The organism is Paraburkholderia hiiakae, assembly GCF_904848665.1.
Lineage (GTDB): Bacteria > Pseudomonadota > Gammaproteobacteria > Burkholderiales > Burkholderiaceae > Paraburkholderia > Paraburkholderia hiiakae.
This window is the reverse complement of sequence record NZ_CAJHCQ010000011.1, coordinates 33,679-50,753: the sequence shown is the minus strand read 5'-3', so window position 1 is coordinate 50,753 and position 17,075 is coordinate 33,679. Positions and strand designations below refer to the sequence as shown.

Here is a 17,075-nt window from a genome sequence, read left to right as displayed (position 1 = left end):
TTTACGAACTTCGCCGTGGTTGGCCTACTTGGCGGCGGTATCGCGCCGGTCCTTGCTCTCAGCCTCGGCCAACTGAGCCATGATCTCCGCACCGCGATTTGCGCACGGAATTCCACCATAGAGGTAAGCCAGGCTCACTACCGCTTGCATCTCTTCCCACGTAGCGCCTGCTCGACGCGCAGCGCGCGCGTGCAACATGGCCGCGTCGAGCAGTTTGGCGAGAAGCATGCCGAACACCATAAGCTGGGCGGTCTTCGTATCGAAGCAGTCGGGATACAAAGCGTGATGGCGCACCTCTTCCTGCAAGCGAAGGAGTGCAGGGTCGAGCGCACCCGTCACGGCCAGTCTGGCGGCGATGCGTGGCGGCACGAAGCCGACGAGGTCCTTGTAAGCCTGCTCGCGTTCAGCGAGAGGCGTTTGTGTATCCGCATACGGACCGAATTCGCTTCTTACCGCATCCATGTCCAGGCTGATGTGTGCCATCGAGATATTCCTTCCGTTGTAACTTCGTTATCCTTATCTTCGCAACGACCGATGCCACCGGCTCGCGATGCAGCTTCAAGCGCCGGCGGCGCGGCGCCTCAGGCCAGCAGAACCAGCGAACCGGTCGTCTTGCGGGACTCCAGGCTACGATGCGCGTCAGCCGCGTCCTTGAGCGCAAAGCGCTGGTTGATGTGAACCTTGACCGCTCCCGACTGCACCACGTCGAACACCTCCTGGGCACCCTCCTCGACTTTCGCGCGCGTCGGCAGATACGCATTCTGGGTGGGCCGCGTCAGGTACAGCGAGCCTTTCTTGTCGAGAATGCTGAGGTCGAATGGCGGCACCGGGCCGGACGACTGACCAAAGAGCACCATCAGCCCGCGCGGCCTGAGACAGTCGAGCGACTGCATGAAGGTATCCTTACCAATCGAGTCATAGACAACCGGCACGCCGACGCCGCCCGTGATCTCCTTCACCGCTTTGACGAAATCGTCCTTCCCATGCACCAGCGGATAGTCGCAGCCGTGGGCCTTCACGAGCGCTGCCTTTTCCTCGGTCGATACAGTGCCGATAACGGTTGCGCCTAGATGTTTGGCCCACTGGCACAGCACGAGGCCCACGCCACCCGCGGCGGCGTGCACAAGGATCGTGTCGCCCTTGCCAACGCGGTAGGTCTGGCGGCACAGGAACTGGGCAGTCATGCCCTTTTGCATCAGCGCCGCACCGACGTCGTCGCTAATGCCATCCGGCACCTTGACCAGGCGATCTGCCGGCACGAGCCGAACCTGCGCATAGGCGCCTTGGACGCCGCTATAGACAACACGGTCGCCCAGTTTCAGCGAAGTCACGTCAGGTGCGATTGCCTCGACTACGCCAACGGCCTCGCGCCCCGGGATGAAGGGCAGCGGCTGATCGTAGAGCCCGGCGCGAAAGTAGATGTCGATAAAGTTGACGCCGACGGCCGTCTGGCGAATGCGCGCTTGTCCCGGGCCGGGATCGCCAACAGCAATCTCCTCCCAGAGCAGCTTCTCGGGACCGCCGGTCTCGCGAACGCGGATGGCATAGGGCATCATTGTCTCCTTCAGGTGGCTAAGACTTGTAGATTGCGTAGATGTACGAATGAAGATACCGTCGATGGGCGCCGGAATAAACCTGCCTCAACTGGAAAGACTCTCAGGCGCTGCCGGATAATCGCGCCTGTTTAGCTGCAGGTCAGCTCAACCCGATCTCGATTACGTGCTTCTGGAACGCATCACGTTTGCAAAGCAGGTCGTACCATCGCTTTACATGGTGCAAATTCGGGCGTTCCACCGGGAGCGTTAGCCAGCGGTACGCCAACGGCCCTACCGCGATGTCTGCAATCGAGAAAGATGCGCCGCCAAGATATTCCGATCGCTCGAGATAACCATCGAGCAGACCGAACAGTTCCGCATTTTGGGCACGGGCTTCCTCAATGGCGTCCTGACGGCGCTGTTCGGGCGGTGTTCGGACAATTCTCTGAAAGAGCGTTCGGTTCGCCGGCCCTAAGGACGACAACTGCCAGTCCATCCAGCGATCGACCCACGAACGACCAACGGGGTCAGTTGGATACAAGCTGTCCGCGCGAAAATAATGGGCGAGATATCGCAGTATCGTGTTCGACTCCCATACCACGGCGTCTCCATGAATCAACGTAGGAACGACGCCATTCGGATTCTTCGCGAGATAATCGGCGGCTTTGTTGCCACCAAACTGGCCGCCCACATCCACGCGCACGCATGGCTGCCCGATTTCATCAAGCAACCACATGACCTTTTGCACGTTGGAGGAGTTGCTCCTGCCGAGAACCGTCAAAGCCTCACTGGTTGTCATGACAAAATCTCCATGCCTCGCCGTACAGCGGTCCTCGAACCGATCGAATCGTACCAACGCTTCACGTTTGGAATTGCTTCCCACGCGATCTGGTGTAATTCAAAACGCGCCACCCATGGGTAGATCGCAATATCGGCAATGGAGTATTCATTACCCGCGACGTATTCCGATTTTGCGAGGCGGCCGTCCAATACCTTGTACAGTCGATGGGTTTCCGTCGTGTAGCGCTGGAGGCCATATGTCTCCTGTGGCGCGTAGCGGCGGAAATGATGCGTCTGCCCGAACATCGGGCCGATACCGCCCATCTGGAACATTAACCACTGAATCGTCTCGTGACGTTCGACGCCGGAGGGCGGCAACAATTTTCCCGTCTTGTCGGCGAGATAAATTAGAATCGCCCCGGATTCGCACAGCGTGATCTTCTTCCCCTGCGGTCCTTTCGGGTCGACAATCACCGGGATCTTGTTATTTGGATTCATGGCGAGAAAACTGTTCTCGAATTGCTCGCCCTTCGTGATATCCACCATGTGCACTTTGAAGGGGATCCATAGCTCTTCCAAAGCGATGGAAACCTTTCTTCCGTTGGGTGTCCCCCAGGCATATAGATCAATCATCGTTTCCTCTCCTGCTTGAAATTCTTGCATCTCTTAGCGTGACGAACTCTTCCGCCACGCTCGGGTGGACACCGAGTGTCGCGTCGAAGTCCGCCTTCGTTGCTCCCGCCTTGAGCGCGATCGCAATGCCTTGAATGATCTCGGCGGCGTCCGCGGCAACGATGTGTGCACCCAGGATTTGATCGGTCGTCGCGTGCGCAATGAGTTTCACCAGGACGCGTTCGTTTCGCCCGGAAAGTGCAGCCCGCATTGGACGAAACGTGCTGCTGTACACGCGAACGGCGCTGTGTTTCGCGCACGCTTCTTCCTCGGTGAGACCCACCGCGGCGACTTGCGGTTGACTGAATACGGCGAACGGAACGCCATCATGGTCGGTTCGACGGGGCCTGTTGCCGAAGACGGTGTCGGCAAAAGCGTGGCCTTCGTGGATAGCGACGGGCGTCAAGTTAAGGCGGTTCGTCACGTCACCCACCGCGTAGACGTGATCGCTCGACGTGCGCGAATAGCTATCCACCGGGATCGCTCCGCGCGCGTCGACCTGCACGCCGACACGTTCGAGGCCCAAACCGTCTGTGTTCGGTCTTCGCCCTGTGGCGGCCATCACCAGGTCCACCTCCAGAATCTCCCCAAAAGCGAGGTAAAGCAGGTACGCATTGCCTTTGCGCTCGACTGCATCGACTGTACTGGCAAGTCGCATCTGGATATCGTTCGCCGCCAGTTGGCTTCCAATATGCTCCCGCACCTGTTCGTCGAATCCGCGTAGCAGCTTCGAGCCACGATGGACCATCCACACGCTTGATCCCAGGCCCTTGAAAATACCGGCGAATTCGCAGGCGATATATCCGCCGCCAACAATTGCGATTCTTTCTGGAGCATGCTCCATGGCCAACACGTCGTCGGACGTCATCATCAGTTCGGCGCCGGGAATCTGTGGCAACTCTGGCGTCGCTCCGCTGGCGACCAGGATGTGATCTGCTGTAAACCGCACATCGTTCACGCGAACCTCGTGCGGGCCAACGATCGTTGCTTTCCCCTTTAACACTTCGACACCCGCGCTGCCGAGTAGCCCCTCATAGACATGCTCCAGACGGTCCACTTCTGTGTCCTTCGCACGGATCAGGCTTTCCCACTGGTGTGAAGCGTCCGGCACCTGCCAGCCGAATCCCTTGCTCTCCTCGAGCGCCATTCCGAATTGCGCTGCGTACATCAACAGTTTCTTTGGCACGCAGCCACGAATGACGCATGTGCCGCCGAGCCTGTACGCTTCCGCGACAGCGACTTTCGCGCCATAACCTGCCGCTATACGGCTTGCGCGGACGCCGCCCGATCCACCGCCTATCACGAACAGGTCAAAGTCGTATGCGCTCATGGAGAATTCCCGGATGTTGCGAAAATCGAAAGCTCTGCAGTGCTTCTCGGGTACCGCCGAAAGGACAGCCAACGGCGCGTTGAGTAAATGAAATAATCAGCAGTGCCAGGCTCCCGAGCGCTTTTTGTACGTTCGAAGCGTCAAGGCAACCTGGAGCGTCGACGCCCGACGTGAGCCGATCGCCGGGGAGCCGCGCGCTTCCAGGTTACTCTGCAAGACAGATGAGGATTGCGCGCGACCCGGCCAGCGCCAGGATCTTGTCGTTCGCGCGCAGTGCAAGGAAGCCCTTGCTCAACGCTTTGGCCTTATCGCCCTCATGCCCTGTCCGGGTTGCCCGTTCCCCAATCCCAAGCCCTGACGGAGACCTGCGCGAAGATATCCGCCTTGCTGTAAGGGTCGCCGGCCGAGAACCGTTCAGCGGTCGTGAGGTCTGGCGCTTCGATCACGAGCAACGTGCCGATCGCCGTCGCGCCGTCTGACGCCATGAGCGGTCCGCCCAGTCTGTACACCACGCCATCAGGCAGCGTACGCAGGTATTCACGGTGAGCCGGGCGCGTCCTGGCTCTGACTTCAGTCATTCCGGGTCGGTCGATCGCGACGATAGCGAAGTACATTGAAACTCCTTGGTGTGTGGGAGATGGATAGCCCGCATTGCTGTGGACCTTTCCTTGCGGGATCGCTTTAGCGACCGGTCCGTAATTGCGCGGCTTTATCGAGCGCCGCTTCCGCCGTCGCCTCGATTTCCGCAACGATTTCGGCGACCGACTTCAAATCGTGTATGAGTTCGACCGCTGCGCTGGCATAGAGCGGACTTGCCTCCCAATCGCCCTCCATGGCGTCCCAGGCAGCCGCGGCGTTATAGCGATAGAGCGGCTTTCCGTTTGGAAAGCGCGATATCTGCTCGCCTTCCCCTGGTCGCTGGCCGTTGGGCGGACACCCCGCATCCTCCCACCTGGAGTATGTGGAATTGCGTATCACCCAATGCGGACACTCCTGCCCGACCGGATCGAAGATCTCGGTCTCCACGAGGTCTGTCGCGCGAGCCGCGACAACCCGCTCCTTGTACCCGCGATGGTTGGCCGATTCCTTGCTCGCGACGAACCGCGTTCCCATCCAGACCCCGCAGGCGCCGAGCGCCATCGCGGCGACCAGGCCCCGTCCCTCCGCAATACCACCGGCGGCCACCACGGGTACCCCTTTGGCGGCGTCGACGATAGCCGGCAAGAGCGACATCGTAGGCGCACTTCCCACGAAATGCCCGCCTGCCTCGCGTCCCTGGGAAACAATAAAATCGACGCCCAGATCCTTTGCTCGCGCCGCCTCCGCCGGGGTACCCACCGTCCAGAACACAAGCCCGTGCGCATCCTTGATTAGGCGAACATAGGGTTCGATATCGCCCTGCCACACGGAAAATACGCGTACCCCTGCATCCAATGCAGCGGCGAGCCGCTTGCGCTGGTCAACGACCAGCGTCAGATTCGCGCCAAACCGACCGTTCGTGGCTCGCTGCATTTTCGCAAGCTCGCCGCTTACCGCGTCTTCCGGCATGTGCGCCAGCGCGGTAAAGCCAAAGCTGCCGCTCCCGGCCACTGCTGCGAGAAATTCCGCGCTCGAGCCTCGCCCGAGAGGCGCCGCCAGGACCGGTACACGTAAATCCAGTGCTTTCGTCAACGCTGTTTCAAAAGGCATATCCGCTTATCTCCACGCTCAGATCGAGCGCCTAAGGTGTCATCCCGGGTCCATTCAACTTCACCTGACTGCTTTCAGGTCCGCAGCTTCGACGGCTCCGGGTGAGTGGGATCCCGCTTGCATTGACTGCAAGATAAACCTCTTTCCTGGCGGGATAACTACCCTCAAACTTGATAGACCTTCAGGCGATTCGAAAAAATCGAGAATTGGCTTGAAGCGATTTGGCGAGGCGGCGCCAGACTGGTCGCTGCATCGTCTGATGAGCGCGGACCGTCCGCGGAGCGATAAGAACTGCATCGCCCTGGGTTTGGAGGGGGGAGTCTTGAGAGAGAGCGCCAGGAGCAAGCCAACGACGGTCAGCACGCTCTTCGCGCTCGCGAAAAAAGGCAGCAACACAACCGGGCTGTTCAGCAGCCTGTAAGCATCGCCTGATTGTTGTTCTCGCAGGAGGTTCGTGCGGGGCTCATGCCACTGCGCGTCTAGCCGAGTCGCGACATTGCATGGCCCGCATCGCCGATCGCCTGGTATCCCACACGCCAGCCCCTCAGCGGATCCCGCGCTTGATCAGCGGAATGAGCGAGTCGATCGTCGCGGGTGTCTGGACACCTGCGCCGGTGTTGATGGTCAGTCCGGCGAAATGATAAGCAGCCGAGAGCACGCACTGCGTGACCGGCAGGAAGCCCTGCAGATACAGTTGTTGGTCGAGCGTCGCGGTGAGGTATTTGCTCTGCAGCCCGGCAATCGTGGCGGGCGCCAGATCGATGCCACCCACGATGATTTGCCCCGGCTTCTTGCCGGCCTGCTGAAGCGCCTGCGGAATGAACCCGGTCACGCCGCCGTGCTGAGTGCCAATCGCCTTCAGATCAGGGTGCGCCTGGATAAAGGCGACCAGGATCGGCACGGCGAGCGATGAGTCGGCATCCACCTGAGGTGAGATATTGAGCCGGGTTACCTTCACGCCGGCCTTTTCCAGCGTCTCTGTAAGGCCACGGTCAGACTGGCTGCGCACACTTTCGTTGAAGACGCCGTATTCGAGCGCCTCGTCACCCTTCTTGAGCCCAGCGTTGAGCATCGCTTGAGCGGTAATCTGCCCGCCTACGTAGAGTTCTACGCCGGCGTAGCCGAAGCCTTTCGCGTCGTAGAGCTTCTGGTTGTCGGGTAGCGGCGTATTGCCGACCGTAACGATAATGCCCTGGTCTGCCGCCTGCTTGATCAGGGGTGCGAAGGCTGGATCGCCCGGATGGCCCATGATGCCAATACATGTGGGATGCGCCGCCATCGCCTGGCGAAACTGCGCAAGCATCGTCTCCGGGCTCCAGGCCGAGAACTGTTCGATCACCTTGATGCCGAAGGCATGGCCCGCGTCCGCAGCCCCGGTCTGACGCGGTAGCGTCGCGCCGTCGCCGGGGTTTCCGCCCATCTGCATATACATCGTCATACCGGCGCCAAGCTGCCCCGTCGTGGTCGGCTCAGTGGCACCGGCAGTCGGCGCGAGGCCGAACGCAAGCACGCTCGCCCCCAGGAGGATTCCCGTCATGATCTTGATCATTTCTGCTCCTATCTCCTGATTTAACGGCTTTATCGCCGCCCAAGCCTGAATTTTTCGCGCAACACGCGTAGCCTGGCGGGATTCTCAACCAACAGATGCAGGATCACTGCAACGATGAACACCACCCCTTCGATCGCCTGCACCCAGAAGCCGGCGATACCGGTCGCAACGATTCCGGCCTCCAGCATGCCAATCACGAAAGTGCCGAAGAAAGTACCCACGATCGTTGCCGTGCCTCCGAACACCGACGTTCCGCCGATGAACACACCGGCCAGCGCCGGCAGCAGGTAGCCTTGCCCCTGGGTCGAGAAATAGTTCAGATTCTCGAGCGTGAGCAAGACTGTGGCGAAACCGGCCAGCACACCCATCAGCGTGAACAACTTCACCGTCTCACGCAGTACATTGATGCCGACGACCTTCGCCACGTTGCGGTTGTCTCCGATGAACAGCACGTGCTCGCCAAAACGGTGGCGATTCAGGATGAACCACATGAATATTGCGAGCCCGAGCGCCCAGAGCGCTTGCATCGGTAGCACACCGAACAATGTGCCCGCGAATACTGCATAGGCTGAACCGCTGGCGAGTTGCTGTAGCGCATTGGAGAGCCCGCCGGAAAGGATCGAGGCAACACCCGCCCAGAGGAACTGCGTGCCAATTGTCACGATGATTGACGGCACACCGACCACCGCGACCAACACCCCGTTCACCACGCCGACCAGCGCGCCGCCAGCCAACGCCGCAATAATGGCGAGCCAGGCTGATCCGGTGGTGTTCACGCACCAGGCGAACAGAAAGCCCGAAAATGCCATTACCGAGGGGAAAGACAGATCGATCTCGCCCGCCGCAATCACCAGCGTCAGCCCGATCGCCAATACCGCCAGCGGCGGCACGGTGGTCAGGAAGGAGAAATAGATTGGCCAGCCTAAAAAGACGCGCGGTGCGGTTGCCATGAACAGGCCGACCACCAACGCAAACACGACCAGGCTCGGCAATCCCTCCATGCGAGCAAAATCCGGCAGGCGAAAACACACGAATCGCGCCGGCCGTTTTTCTTTTATCGGATCACTCACGTCCTTGTCCCCGCAACCGGCGCCGGCCCGTGTCCGCTCTGCTGCAGCGAAATCAAATACCGCGTGAGTTCTTCCAGGCTCATCTCACCTGACTTGATATCCGCGACGATCCGGCCACGATCGAGCACGACCAGTCGATCGGCAAGCTCGTGCACGTGGGCAAGGTTATGTTCGATGTAGATGCAGGCGCGACCGGACTCCTTGATCGATCGCACAAAGTCGAGAACCTTGCGCACCTCGCTGATGGCAAGCGCCACCGTTGGTTCATCGAGAACGATCAGATCGCTTTCGAAATACATCGCCCGTCCGATCGCGACACCCTGACGCTCGCCACCGGAGAGTTTCGCAATCAATGAATCCGCGTCGATTCCCTCGCCGCGGAAACCGAGCTGATGCTTCAAAATATCGTTGGCAATGCGGCGTTCTTCGGCAACATTGATAAAACCGAATCGGTTGGTGATTTGCCGGCCAACAAAGAAATTGCGCCACAGCGGCTGCTTCTCTCCTAGCGATTTCTCCTGATAGACCGTCTCGAAGCGTAATCGGTGCGCCTCGCGCACGGAAAAGCGCCTCCAGTCGACCTCTTTGTCCCGGATGAACAGCTTGCCCGTGCTCGGCCGCACGACACCGGTCAGCACCTTGATGAGCGTTGATTTACCCGCGCCGTTATCGCCGATCAGACCGACGATCTCGTTTCGCCCAATGGCGAGGTCGATGCTGGAAAGCGCGCGTATCTTGCCGTAGGACAGGCTGATGCCCTGGGCGCGCACGATATGCCGCCAGGCGCTCGTAGCGGGCGCGGCATCGCTCGCCGTCACGCTACGCTCCGGCTCGCATGGCCCACAGTGATGTTGTGTACGACGATAGCCATAAAACTTTCCCCTTTGCTTATCGATCGCCGCATCAACTTACATTGGAAAGTCTCTGGAATTCAGCAAGACTTAAAGTCTAGTTCAAGAATCGCCTGACGATACCGCTTATTACATCGGGAAACCACTAGTCCTGGGCACCTGAATACGAAACGTAAGGGATCGAAGCACCGGTTATTGATGACGAATTGCCGACGCCGATCGAACCGCTATTTGCGCCGTTTACGCAATGCAGCAAAACTTCGCGCCACGAAAATCGCATCGGCCAGCGCTCAATTGGATAAGGACTCGAATCCGCTTTGATCTGTCCGCACCGCGGCTACGAATCAGATGCCTGCTGCGCGCATTCTGTTACTCAATCCGAACCTCGTCCGTTGTTCGGGATCGACCGCGCGCACGACGCCGGCAAGAGCGGCCTTTACGGCCATCGTCACCGTATGAATACAAGTTGCCGTTCGATCGACAGCCCGTTGAGCCGTGTGACCTGGCGCGACGGGTTCGCCGCGAACAGCCTGCCGATGACGGGCCGCCCGCGTCCCTCGTTCGATCGCGCGGCGCTCGCCATTTCGGCGGCGGCCGACGGCAGGCGCGTCGTGCCCGAAAGCACACGCCTCGCCGCGTTCCGGCAGCGGTTGCCGGCGCAAGCGTCGCCGGGTTGAGCGCTTGCGTTCGGCTGCATACCCAAGGGGTTTCCCGCCGCTTGAATGTCATCAGCCGCGTAGTACGATGAGATCATCGGATAACAGAATTAAAGGTCCCGCCATGGACACAACCGCAAGGCACGCGACAGCCATCGCATTGCTTGCAGTGGGCTGCGCAATATCGGCAGCGTCCCACGCCTATAGCAAGGAAGAAGAGACCGCGGCGCAGGACCGCGAAGTCCAGGCGGCCTATGACCGGGGCTACAAGGCAGCCAAAGAGGAGATGGCGCAAACGGGGGCACCTGCGCCTGCCGCGGCGCCGGCTACAGCGCCCGCGAAGAAGGCCGCCGGCGTGGCAGCCCAGAAGCCGATCCTCGACATCAAGCACACATATAACGACGCGGGCGAGGTCTCGACGGTGATGACCGTGCCGGTCGTGGTCAAGCCGCTCGGGGATGAACAAGGCGGACAGAGCGCGCAAGGGACGCAGGAAGCGCAAGCGGCGCAAGACGTGCAGGACTCCACCGCCGCGGCGCCGGCCGAAGCGGCGGCTCCCGCGCAGACGAACGCGCGCGCGAACGTCGCCAATGCCAACGCGGCGCCCGCCCCTGCTGAGCGGCAATCGCAGCCCCGCGCCTATGCGCAGGCAAGCGCGAACCACCGCGCTGTTGCGACAACGCCGCCCGCGCAGGACGAGGTTGCGCCGCCGGAATCGCTGGCGAACGACGAAGCCGTCGACGAGTCGGAGCCGCCGCGCTCCGCGCAGATCTACTCGACGCAAGGCCAGGGTTACGCCCAACCCTACTCCCAGCCGCCGCAACCACGGGTCCCGCCACCGGCCCAGCAGCAGGCCCAACAATACGCGCCGCCGCCTCAGCCGTACGGTTATGCCCAGCAGCCGCCTGCGTATGCCCAGCAGCGGCCGGCCTACGCTCAGCCGCCCGCTTATGCGCAACAGCAGCAACCGGTGTACGCGCAGCAATACGCCCAGCAGCAGTACGCCCAGCAGCAATACCCGCAGCAGCAGCCCACGTACGCGCAGCCCCGGCCCGCGTACTACCCGCCGCCCGCACCTTGGGGTGCGCAGTACCAGCAACCGCCGGCACGCTGGGTGTACTGGTCGCCGCAGTACGGGCGGTGGATGTACTACTGAGCGCCGGTTACCAGCGCGCGTCGTTCATCTGGCAGGCGAGCAGGCAGCCCAGCGCGGAGACGGTACCGACCGAGCCGAGACCAAAACCCAGGGCAAGATTTTCCGCGGTCGTGGCGCAGCCCTGCAGCATCAGCGTCGAGCTGAGCAGCACCGGGAGCAGGAGTTGACCCAGGATGCGCGAACAGGTTGGGCGTCGTTGTGACATAAGGCGTGAGTCCGGGGAGGATTCTTTTGCGAGATGTGAGCTTGTCAGCTTACTGGCTCGCCTCATTCGCATTCCCGGGAGCAACGCGTGACAACGGCAATGCCTTACCGATTACCGCTCGGCGGTAAGGAAGTGGGTGGCGGGGGGATTTTTCTAGAACCCATGCCGGGCGCTGATAGCCGCACCCGTATCATGCGAGCGCGTGAGCGGAAGGTGCGCATCGGCGGAGAGATCCCAGTCGCCAACCGTGACGAGCGGCGGCGTTTGCGGATGAAGCGCCTGGTTCGGGACCCCATTACTATCGACCTGGGCTCCGGGCGTGCGCGCCCCGTTGGTCCCTGAATCGAGCGTGCCGCCGGTGTCGTCCGGAGTGCCAGGCGTTACAGCGGTGGTTTTCGCCAGCTGCGCGGCGTACTGCCTTTCAAACGGCGACTGGTATTCGTAGCGCTTCGCAATTGCAGGGAGGGAGACGGCTGGCGCCGCCGGCGCAGGCGCGGCCGCGACGGCGTGTTTCGGGGCGTGGCCCCTCGCGTACTTCTGGATGTGCTTCTGGACAGGCTTCTGGGTGCGCGCCGCCTTGACGGGCTCGGCCGCCGAGACGCTGGCGAGCGCCAGAAGAAAGACACCCAAAAGCCATCCCTGGGTCGGATGCTTCATGGAACGAAATCTGCGTTTGGAAACTGGTGCCGCATCGAATAGCTGCGCAGCACTCGCCCCTGGAGTCTAGATCAATCACAAGTACGACCAATCGGGGTCTTCCCTCGTCTTTCGTTCGCATCTTCACGCACGCAACTCAGCACTTCGTCATCCTGCACGCACCTGCCGCCGCGAATCCTGCGGCAGGTGCGACGTTTTCCAATCAGAAAACGACCGTCGTACGCAGGCCGAGCACTGCCTCGTCGCCAATGCGTCGCGACGGATTCTGCGGGTCCGGAATGCCGCCGGCAGGCCGGAAGAAGTACTGAAAGTCCGCCTGCAATTGCCACCACGGCGCGATCTGGTACTGATACGTCGCTTCCAGAACCGTCTCGGCGCTGCGCGATGGGTAGCCCGGCGTCGAGGCTGCCTGGGCGCTCGCGTAATCCTGTGCATGCGAGCCGATGTGCGCGTAACCCACGGCCAGGCCTGCCACGTCGTTGTCGCGTCCCTTGAACGGCGCCTTGAGCGTCACGCCCGCGTTGACTCCGAGGTTCACGAGGTTGCGGTCGCCGGGCGCACCCATCACGCGCGCGAACACGCCCACCGACTGCGGACTATCGGCGCTCGGCCGCCACACCATCTGGTCCGCCACGGCATAAATGCTGTAGTTGCCGCGATAGCTAACCGGGCCGCCTACGCCCGACAGGCCCGTTGCCGGATCGGAGAAACGGTTGCTGTTGTACCAGAAGCCAAGCTTGTAAGTGCCAGGCATTCCATTTGATTTGGTATCCGAACCATTGGTCGACGGCTGATTGATTGCGTACTGAATCTCGCCGATAACCAGTGCACCGTTGCCCAGGTTGAAATTCGTGCCGCTCGCGTTGAGCTTTTGCGGATCGCCCTGGCCCGGCGCCGGGTTGCCATCGAATACGCCGCCAAGCACGGTGATCGCGTCCGTAGGCGTGGCGCGCACGCGTACGCCGAGCGATGAAAGCGGATACGCGGGGCCGCCCCCCGGCAGATCGACAGACGGCAGCACCGACCAGCCGAACGTCGCGTTCATGAACGTATTCGCGTACTGGCTGATCATGAACTCCTGGTCGAGGCTTTGTTGACCGACCTTCACGTCGACCTTGCCGCCGGGCAGCGTCTGCTGGTACCACAGCTCCCACAAGCGGGTCGAGGCATCGGCCTCGATGCCGCTCGCGCTCTGCAGCGTTTGCAGGTTGCGCGCGCTCAGGCTCGTGCCGTGAATCTGAAAGCCGGAGACGTTGAAGATGCCGCCCGGCAATCCGAACGCCTTTTGTGTATCCATGCCGAGGCTGAACTCAGTGAGCCCTTGATAGGCGCCCCCACGACTCGTTCCGCCGCTCACGTTCCCCATATACTCGCTGGTTTCCTGCAGGCCGAACGACAAGCCATACTGCGCGAGCCAGGGCCGCAAACCACCCATATCGCCAAAGAGGTTCGAACGTTCCCAAAGGCCCGTGGGCGCAGCAGCGCTCTGATCGGCGGCACTCGCTTGTTGCTGATCCGCTGTGCCGGATGAGGAAGCCGGCGAAGCGGCAGGTTGAGCGGGCGAACCTTCCCCGCTGGTCTGCGCGAAGGCGGCAGGCACGATGCCCAGTGAGAGGACAGCGCTCAGCGTGATGGGGCCGCCCGAACCGAGCAGCCTGCTCTTGAGGGTGTTTTTCATAGTATTTGTGGGGCTGTAGTAAATCGCGGACACGAGTCCGCTGTTCAACGCAGAGCGTGCCTGCGAAGCTTGATGAAACGGTGTCCGGCGCGCAGGTTTTCTACGCGAAGCGCGAACGCGGCCATAAAGGTCGCTCCGGCTCGCACGCGCACAGCAGCGAGACCAGCGCGGCCGCCGCTACGGTCGCGCCGAGAAACGCGTAACCCGTGGGCGTGAGCGGATGCCCCGCGTGAACGGTGCGCAGCGCGCCGCGTGCCGCCATATGCGCGGCGCGGCGTGCGAGGTGTAGCGAACGGCGGCGCGCGCTAGCGGGCGTGGCGCGAACCGCAGCCGCGGGAGCGAAGCCGTGCAGGCAGGCGAGCGCCGCCGCGGCCAGCAGAATTCGTGCGCGACGGCAGCCAGCACGCAACGCGCGCAGTTGAAAGACAGGAAAGAGAAAGACGAACATCATCCCTCCGCGTTGGCCGCTTCGAGAAGCGGACGAAATGCGAAAGCGCAGCCATTCCTGCAAGCAAGCTTGCAAATTTGCAAATGGCAATCGATCAGAGGGAGCGTGCTGCTGAGAGACTGGTCGCAATGGCGACCGAGACCAGTCGGTAACGAAGCGCGCTAACCCGGCGTAAGCGAGTTAGCGGCGAAGGAGCGAACCTGCGGCGACTATCTCGCGGTTGTGCTGCCGGCGCTGGCCGGCATCGGACTTCCACTACTGGAACATGCGTCCACGGAGGACTCCTTTGCTGTGACGGGGCGGATTGTATTGGGCACGCAGATAAAAACGCAAGTAAAAAAAGCATAAGGCGCGGCTTGCCGGCAACAGCGCCGCAGACTCCAGTTCCTTTCAATCGCGTTTCTCCAACCTTCAGAATTGAATCTCTGCTCTGCTTAGCAATTTTGATTGACTTCGCGTTTTTACCGAGACTAGAATTCGCCCGTCTTCTCAATGGGGCTGATGCCTTGGACAGTAGCAGTAGTCGATCTTCGAATAGTTTCGCTGCCTGACCGGCAGGACATCCGCTCCCTTTCCCGAGCCGCCGTCCTGCCAGCAGGCAGACGGTGCGCGCCGTAGCAGTCTTCCTTCGTGCACCCCAAACCGTAGCGCCATGCCGACGCGGGCTTCGCACGCGTTCGCATTGGCACAACCTTGCGAGCGCTTGCGCCCGCGGCCGCCGTTCGCCTCTGCCCCGCGTCGTACCGGGGGCGCTGGCGTTCGCCCAGCATGAAAAGGAGCCAATATGCCCGACAGTGACAGTTGTCCTTACCGCTTGCCTTCAGTCTTGCCCGAGGAAAGCACGTAGCCCCATGCAACCGCGCCGCTGCGCGGCGAGCGGACGTCTGCGGGCTTTGCACTCGCCCATCCATGCCAGATGTCCGGAGAAACATCATGATTTTCGGTCTGCTTTTGTCGCACCTGCCTCACGTCAACGAGGCGCGCCCCCACTACGAAGCGCTGCTGTCGCTCGACCCTGTCCCCCGTCACACATTGAAAGACCTGTGGCGCCGCCTCAAGTCCCGGTTTTCCTAAGTTCTGCCAAACTCCGGTCACGAAGATCCGCCATCGTTGAAAAAGCGGTGGCGCTCACTGAGCGGGGCCGTGAGTTGAACATTTCCTTTCACGGCCTTTTCGTTTCGCCATGAATCGAGTGGTCGCCACGCGTTTCAACCGCGCGCTGCCCCGCCCGCTATACGCGTATTCCGAGTCCCGGCTCTGCCTTGATTGAGTACGAATCTCATGCAAAACCTCAAAACAATCTCTCCCGGCGTGCTGCAGACGCCGCCTGGCACCGGCCAGGAAGTGCTGTGCGTCCAGCACGTGTGCCGCGGCTTCGGCAAGACCCCGAGCGAGCAACTGGTGCTCGACGATGTGAACGTCACGCTGTGCGAAGGCGAGATCGTCGGCCTGCTGGGCCGTTCGGGCTCCGGCAAGTCCACGCTGCTGCGCATCATTGCAGGCCTGATCCCGCAAACGAGCGGCAACGTGAACTACCTCGGCAAGCCACTGAGCGGTCCGGCCGAAGGTGTCGCGATGGTGTTCCAGACCTTCGCGCTGTTCCCGTGGCTCACCGTGCTGGAAAACGTCGAGGCCGGACTGGAGGCGATCGGCGTCGGCCCGCATGAGCGTCGCAAGCGCGCGCTCGCCGCCATCGACCTGATCGGTCTGGACGGCTTCGAAAACGCCTACCCGCGCGAGCTTTCCGGCGGCATGCGCCAGCGCGTGGGCTTCGCGCGCGCGCTCGTGGTCGACCCCACGCTCCTGCTCATGGACGAGCCGTTCTCGGCGCTCGACGTGCTGACCGCTGAAACGCTGCGCACCGATCTGCTCGACCTGTGGACGCAAGGGCGTCTGCCGATCAAGTCGGTGCTGATCGTCACGCACAATATCGAGGAAGCGGTGTTCATGTGCGACCGCATTCTCGTGCTTTCGTCGAACCCGGGACGCGTGTCGGCGGAAATCAAGGTGCCGTTCAAGCACCCGCGCAATCGTCTCGATCCGGTGTTTCGCACGCTCGTGGACGACATCTACGCGAAGATGACCGCGCGCCAGCCGGGCGGGCCGGCGAAACCCGAGCTCGAGGCGGGCAGCTGGCTGCCCGGCGTGTCGATCAACCTGATGGCGGGCCTGATCGAAACCCTGGCTGCGGCGCCCTACAACGGGCGCGCGGACATGCCGGAAATCGCCCGTACGCTGCAACTCGAAGTCGACGACCTCTTCCCGATTGCGGAAATGCTGCAGCACCTCGGCTTTGCGGAGGTTAGCGAAGGCGACGTGGTCCTCACGCACGCGGGCAAGACCTTCAACGAATTCAGTACGCAGGAGCGCAAGCTGATGTTCGCCGAGCATCTGCTGCGCAACGTGCCGCTGGCCGCGCGAATCCATACGGTGCTGGGTGAGCGCCCCGGACATCGCGCGCCGCGCGTGCGCTTCGAGCAGGAACTGGAGGACCTGCTTGCCGACGACGCCGCGCAGGAAACGCTCGACGCCGTGATCGCCTGGGGCCGCTACGCCGAGATCTTTTCGTATAACGACAAGACCGGGATATTCAGCCTGGCCGATGTGGAATCCTGACGCCCGAGTCCCGCTACGACTTTCCGGTGACGTGGCGTCGCCAATCGCATGTTTGTAAACGGTGGTAATATTCCGAACGCGAAAATTCTGTCAGAGCGCTGACGGTGACTGGTCGGTCACCGCCGCTCCGTCTTGCCGTTCCTGTCGAATTCCTTGCACTGCTTACAACTAAAGCGTCAGCGA

General features: G+C 61.6%; 19 protein-coding genes. 5 read left to right on the top strand and 14 right to left on the bottom strand.

The annotated features are described in order from the left end of the window. Positions 1-24: 24 nt before the first annotated feature. The 7 genes from JMY28_RS20985 to JMY28_RS20955 form a co-directional block, all read right to left on the bottom strand. A complete protein-coding gene (locus JMY28_RS20985) occupies positions 25-483 on the bottom strand; it encodes a carboxymuconolactone decarboxylase family protein (RefSeq protein WP_236596971.1) in 459 nt (152 codons plus the stop codon). 98 nt (positions 484-581) lie between these two features. Beyond that, positions 582-1,553 carry a quinone oxidoreductase family protein gene (locus tag JMY28_RS20980; RefSeq protein ID WP_201698028.1) on the bottom strand — a complete coding sequence of 324 codons (972 nt, stop codon included), beginning with the start codon at positions 1,551-1,553 and terminating at the stop codon, positions 582-584. Between the two features lie 142 nt (positions 1,554-1,695). Beyond that, positions 1,696-2,334 carry a glutathione S-transferase family protein gene (locus JMY28_RS20975; protein WP_201697834.1) on the bottom strand — a complete coding sequence of 213 codons (639 nt, stop codon included), beginning with the start codon at positions 2,332-2,334 and terminating at the stop codon, positions 1,696-1,698. Next, the gene (locus JMY28_RS20970) at positions 2,331-2,948 is read right to left on the bottom strand and encodes a glutathione S-transferase family protein (protein ID WP_201697833.1); all 618 of its coding nucleotides are present in this window, start codon (positions 2,946-2,948) and stop codon (positions 2,331-2,333) included. Before JMY28_RS20970 ends, JMY28_RS20975 begins: the two co-directional genes overlap by 4 nt. Continuing rightward, positions 2,941-4,317 (bottom strand): glutathione-disulfide reductase, encoded by a 1,377-nt coding sequence (gene gor / locus JMY28_RS20965; RefSeq protein ID WP_201697832.1) that lies wholly within the window; start codon positions 4,315-4,317, stop codon positions 2,941-2,943. The genes JMY28_RS20970 and gor overlap by 8 nt, the downstream gene beginning before the upstream one ends. Positions 4,318-4,631: 314 nt before the next feature. After that, entirely contained in the window at positions 4,632-4,931 is a 300-nt protein-coding gene (locus tag JMY28_RS20960; protein ID WP_201697831.1) for a YciI family protein, read from the bottom strand. 67 nt (positions 4,932-4,998) lie between these two features. Further along, on the bottom strand, positions 4,999-6,006 hold the full coding sequence (locus tag JMY28_RS20955) for an NAD(P)H-dependent flavin oxidoreductase (protein ID WP_201697830.1): 1,008 nt from the start codon (positions 6,004-6,006) through the stop codon (positions 4,999-5,001). Positions 6,007-6,217: 211 nt separating this feature from the next. Here JMY28_RS20955 and JMY28_RS20950 point away from each other — a divergent pair, with 211 nt between their 5' ends. Further along, positions 6,218-6,427 (top strand): hypothetical protein, encoded by a 210-nt coding sequence (locus tag JMY28_RS20950; RefSeq protein WP_201697829.1) that lies wholly within the window; start codon positions 6,218-6,220, stop codon positions 6,425-6,427. 123 nt (positions 6,428-6,550) lie between these two features. On the opposite strand, the gene JMY28_RS20945 is transcribed toward JMY28_RS20950, so the two are convergent. The 3 genes from JMY28_RS20945 to JMY28_RS20935 are packed head-to-tail and all read right to left on the bottom strand — an operon-like array spanning position 6,551 to position 9,443. Then, on the bottom strand, positions 6,551-7,555 hold the full coding sequence (locus JMY28_RS20945) for a substrate-binding domain-containing protein (protein WP_201697828.1): 1,005 nt from the start codon (positions 7,553-7,555) through the stop codon (positions 6,551-6,553). 29 nt (positions 7,556-7,584) lie between these two features. Beyond that, the gene (locus JMY28_RS20940; RefSeq protein WP_236596970.1) at positions 7,585-8,625 is read right to left on the bottom strand and encodes an ABC transporter permease; all 1,041 of its coding nucleotides are present in this window, start codon (positions 8,623-8,625) and stop codon (positions 7,585-7,587) included. After that, positions 8,622-9,443 carry an ATP-binding cassette domain-containing protein gene (locus tag JMY28_RS20935; RefSeq protein ID WP_201697827.1) on the bottom strand — a complete coding sequence of 274 codons (822 nt, stop codon included), beginning with the start codon at positions 9,441-9,443 and terminating at the stop codon, positions 8,622-8,624. Before JMY28_RS20935 ends, JMY28_RS20940 begins: the two co-directional genes overlap by 4 nt. A gap of 425 nt (positions 9,444-9,868) precedes the next feature. Between JMY28_RS20935 and JMY28_RS39445 the strand changes: the two genes are divergently transcribed. Together JMY28_RS39445 and JMY28_RS20925 are read left to right on the top strand one after the other, a co-directional pair. Continuing rightward, positions 9,869-10,153: a hypothetical protein gene (locus tag JMY28_RS39445; RefSeq protein WP_328809435.1), complete on the top strand. Its 285-nt coding sequence runs from the start codon at positions 9,869-9,871 to the stop codon at positions 10,151-10,153. Positions 10,154-10,256: 103 nt separating this feature from the next. Further along, on the top strand, positions 10,257-11,288 hold the full coding sequence (locus JMY28_RS20925) for a hypothetical protein (RefSeq protein WP_201697826.1): 1,032 nt from the start codon (positions 10,257-10,259) through the stop codon (positions 11,286-11,288). Positions 11,289-11,295: 7 nt separating this feature from the next. Here the strand turns inward: JMY28_RS20925 and JMY28_RS20920 are convergent, their stop codons facing one another. The 4 genes from JMY28_RS20920 to JMY28_RS20905 all read right to left on the bottom strand — a co-directional run bounded on the left by JMY28_RS20920 (position 11,296) and on the right by JMY28_RS20905 (position 14,279). Then, positions 11,296-11,493 carry a hypothetical protein gene (locus JMY28_RS20920; RefSeq protein WP_201697825.1) on the bottom strand — a complete coding sequence of 66 codons (198 nt, stop codon included), beginning with the start codon at positions 11,491-11,493 and terminating at the stop codon, positions 11,296-11,298. Positions 11,494-11,646: 153 nt separating this feature from the next. Then, positions 11,647-12,150, bottom strand: coding sequence for a hypothetical protein (locus JMY28_RS20915; RefSeq protein ID WP_201697824.1), 504 nt, complete (start codon positions 12,148-12,150; stop codon positions 11,647-11,649). Between the two features lie 202 nt (positions 12,151-12,352). Then, positions 12,353-13,828: a carbohydrate porin gene (locus tag JMY28_RS20910; RefSeq protein WP_201697823.1), complete on the bottom strand. Its 1,476-nt coding sequence runs from the start codon at positions 13,826-13,828 to the stop codon at positions 12,353-12,355. A 100-nt stretch (positions 13,829-13,928) separates the two neighbouring features. Next, entirely contained in the window at positions 13,929-14,279 is a 351-nt protein-coding gene (locus JMY28_RS20905) for a hypothetical protein (RefSeq protein ID WP_201697822.1), read from the bottom strand. A gap of 930 nt (positions 14,280-15,209) precedes the next feature. On the opposite strand from JMY28_RS20905, the gene JMY28_RS20900 reads away from it, so the two are divergent. Then, a complete protein-coding gene (locus tag JMY28_RS20900; RefSeq protein WP_201697821.1) occupies positions 15,210-15,350 on the top strand; it encodes a hypothetical protein in 141 nt (46 codons plus the stop codon). Positions 15,351-15,557: 207 nt separating this feature from the next. Beyond that, entirely contained in the window at positions 15,558-16,892 is a 1,335-nt protein-coding gene (locus JMY28_RS20895) for an ABC transporter ATP-binding protein (protein WP_201697820.1), read from the top strand. The last annotated feature ends 183 nt before the right edge of the window (positions 16,893-17,075 follow it).

Excerpts from the sequence above, each read along its gene's own strand:
- JMY28_RS20985 (WP_236596971.1), bottom strand. The coding sequence starts at position 483 with ATGGCACACATCAGCCTGGACATGGATGCGGTAAGAAGCGAATTCGGT.
- JMY28_RS20980 (WP_201698028.1), bottom strand. The coding sequence starts at position 1,553 with ATGCCCTATGCCATCCGCGTTCGCGAGACCGGCGGTCCCGAGAAGCTG.
- JMY28_RS20975 (WP_201697834.1), bottom strand. The coding sequence starts at position 2,334 with ATGACAACCAGTGAGGCTTTGACGGTTCTCGGCAGGAGCAACTCCTCC.
- JMY28_RS20970 (WP_201697833.1), bottom strand. The coding sequence starts at position 2,948 with ATGATTGATCTATATGCCTGGGGGACACCCAACGGAAGAAAGGTTTCC.
- gor (WP_201697832.1), bottom strand. The coding sequence starts at position 4,317 with ATGAGCGCATACGACTTTGACCTGTTCGTGATAGGCGGTGGATCGGGC.
- JMY28_RS20960 (WP_201697831.1), bottom strand. The coding sequence starts at position 4,931 with ATGTACTTCGCTATCGTCGCGATCGACCGACCCGGAATGACTGAAGTC.
- JMY28_RS20955 (WP_201697830.1), bottom strand. The coding sequence starts at position 6,006 with ATGCCTTTTGAAACAGCGTTGACGAAAGCACTGGATTTACGTGTACCG.
- JMY28_RS20945 (WP_201697828.1), bottom strand. The coding sequence starts at position 7,555 with ATGATCAAGATCATGACGGGAATCCTCCTGGGGGCGAGCGTGCTTGCG.
- JMY28_RS20925 (WP_201697826.1), top strand. The coding sequence starts at position 10,257 with ATGGACACAACCGCAAGGCACGCGACAGCCATCGCATTGCTTGCAGTG.
- JMY28_RS20920 (WP_201697825.1), bottom strand. The coding sequence starts at position 11,493 with ATGTCACAACGACGCCCAACCTGTTCGCGCATCCTGGGTCAACTCCTG.
- JMY28_RS20915 (WP_201697824.1), bottom strand. The coding sequence starts at position 12,150 with ATGAAGCATCCGACCCAGGGATGGCTTTTGGGTGTCTTTCTTCTGGCG.
- JMY28_RS20910 (WP_201697823.1), bottom strand. The coding sequence starts at position 13,828 with ATGAAAAACACCCTCAAGAGCAGGCTGCTCGGTTCGGGCGGCCCCATC.
- JMY28_RS20905 (WP_201697822.1), bottom strand. The coding sequence starts at position 14,279 with ATGATGTTCGTCTTTCTCTTTCCTGTCTTTCAACTGCGCGCGTTGCGT.
- JMY28_RS20900 (WP_201697821.1), top strand. The coding sequence starts at position 15,210 with ATGATTTTCGGTCTGCTTTTGTCGCACCTGCCTCACGTCAACGAGGCG.
- JMY28_RS20895 (WP_201697820.1), top strand. The coding sequence starts at position 15,558 with ATGCAAAACCTCAAAACAATCTCTCCCGGCGTGCTGCAGACGCCGCCT.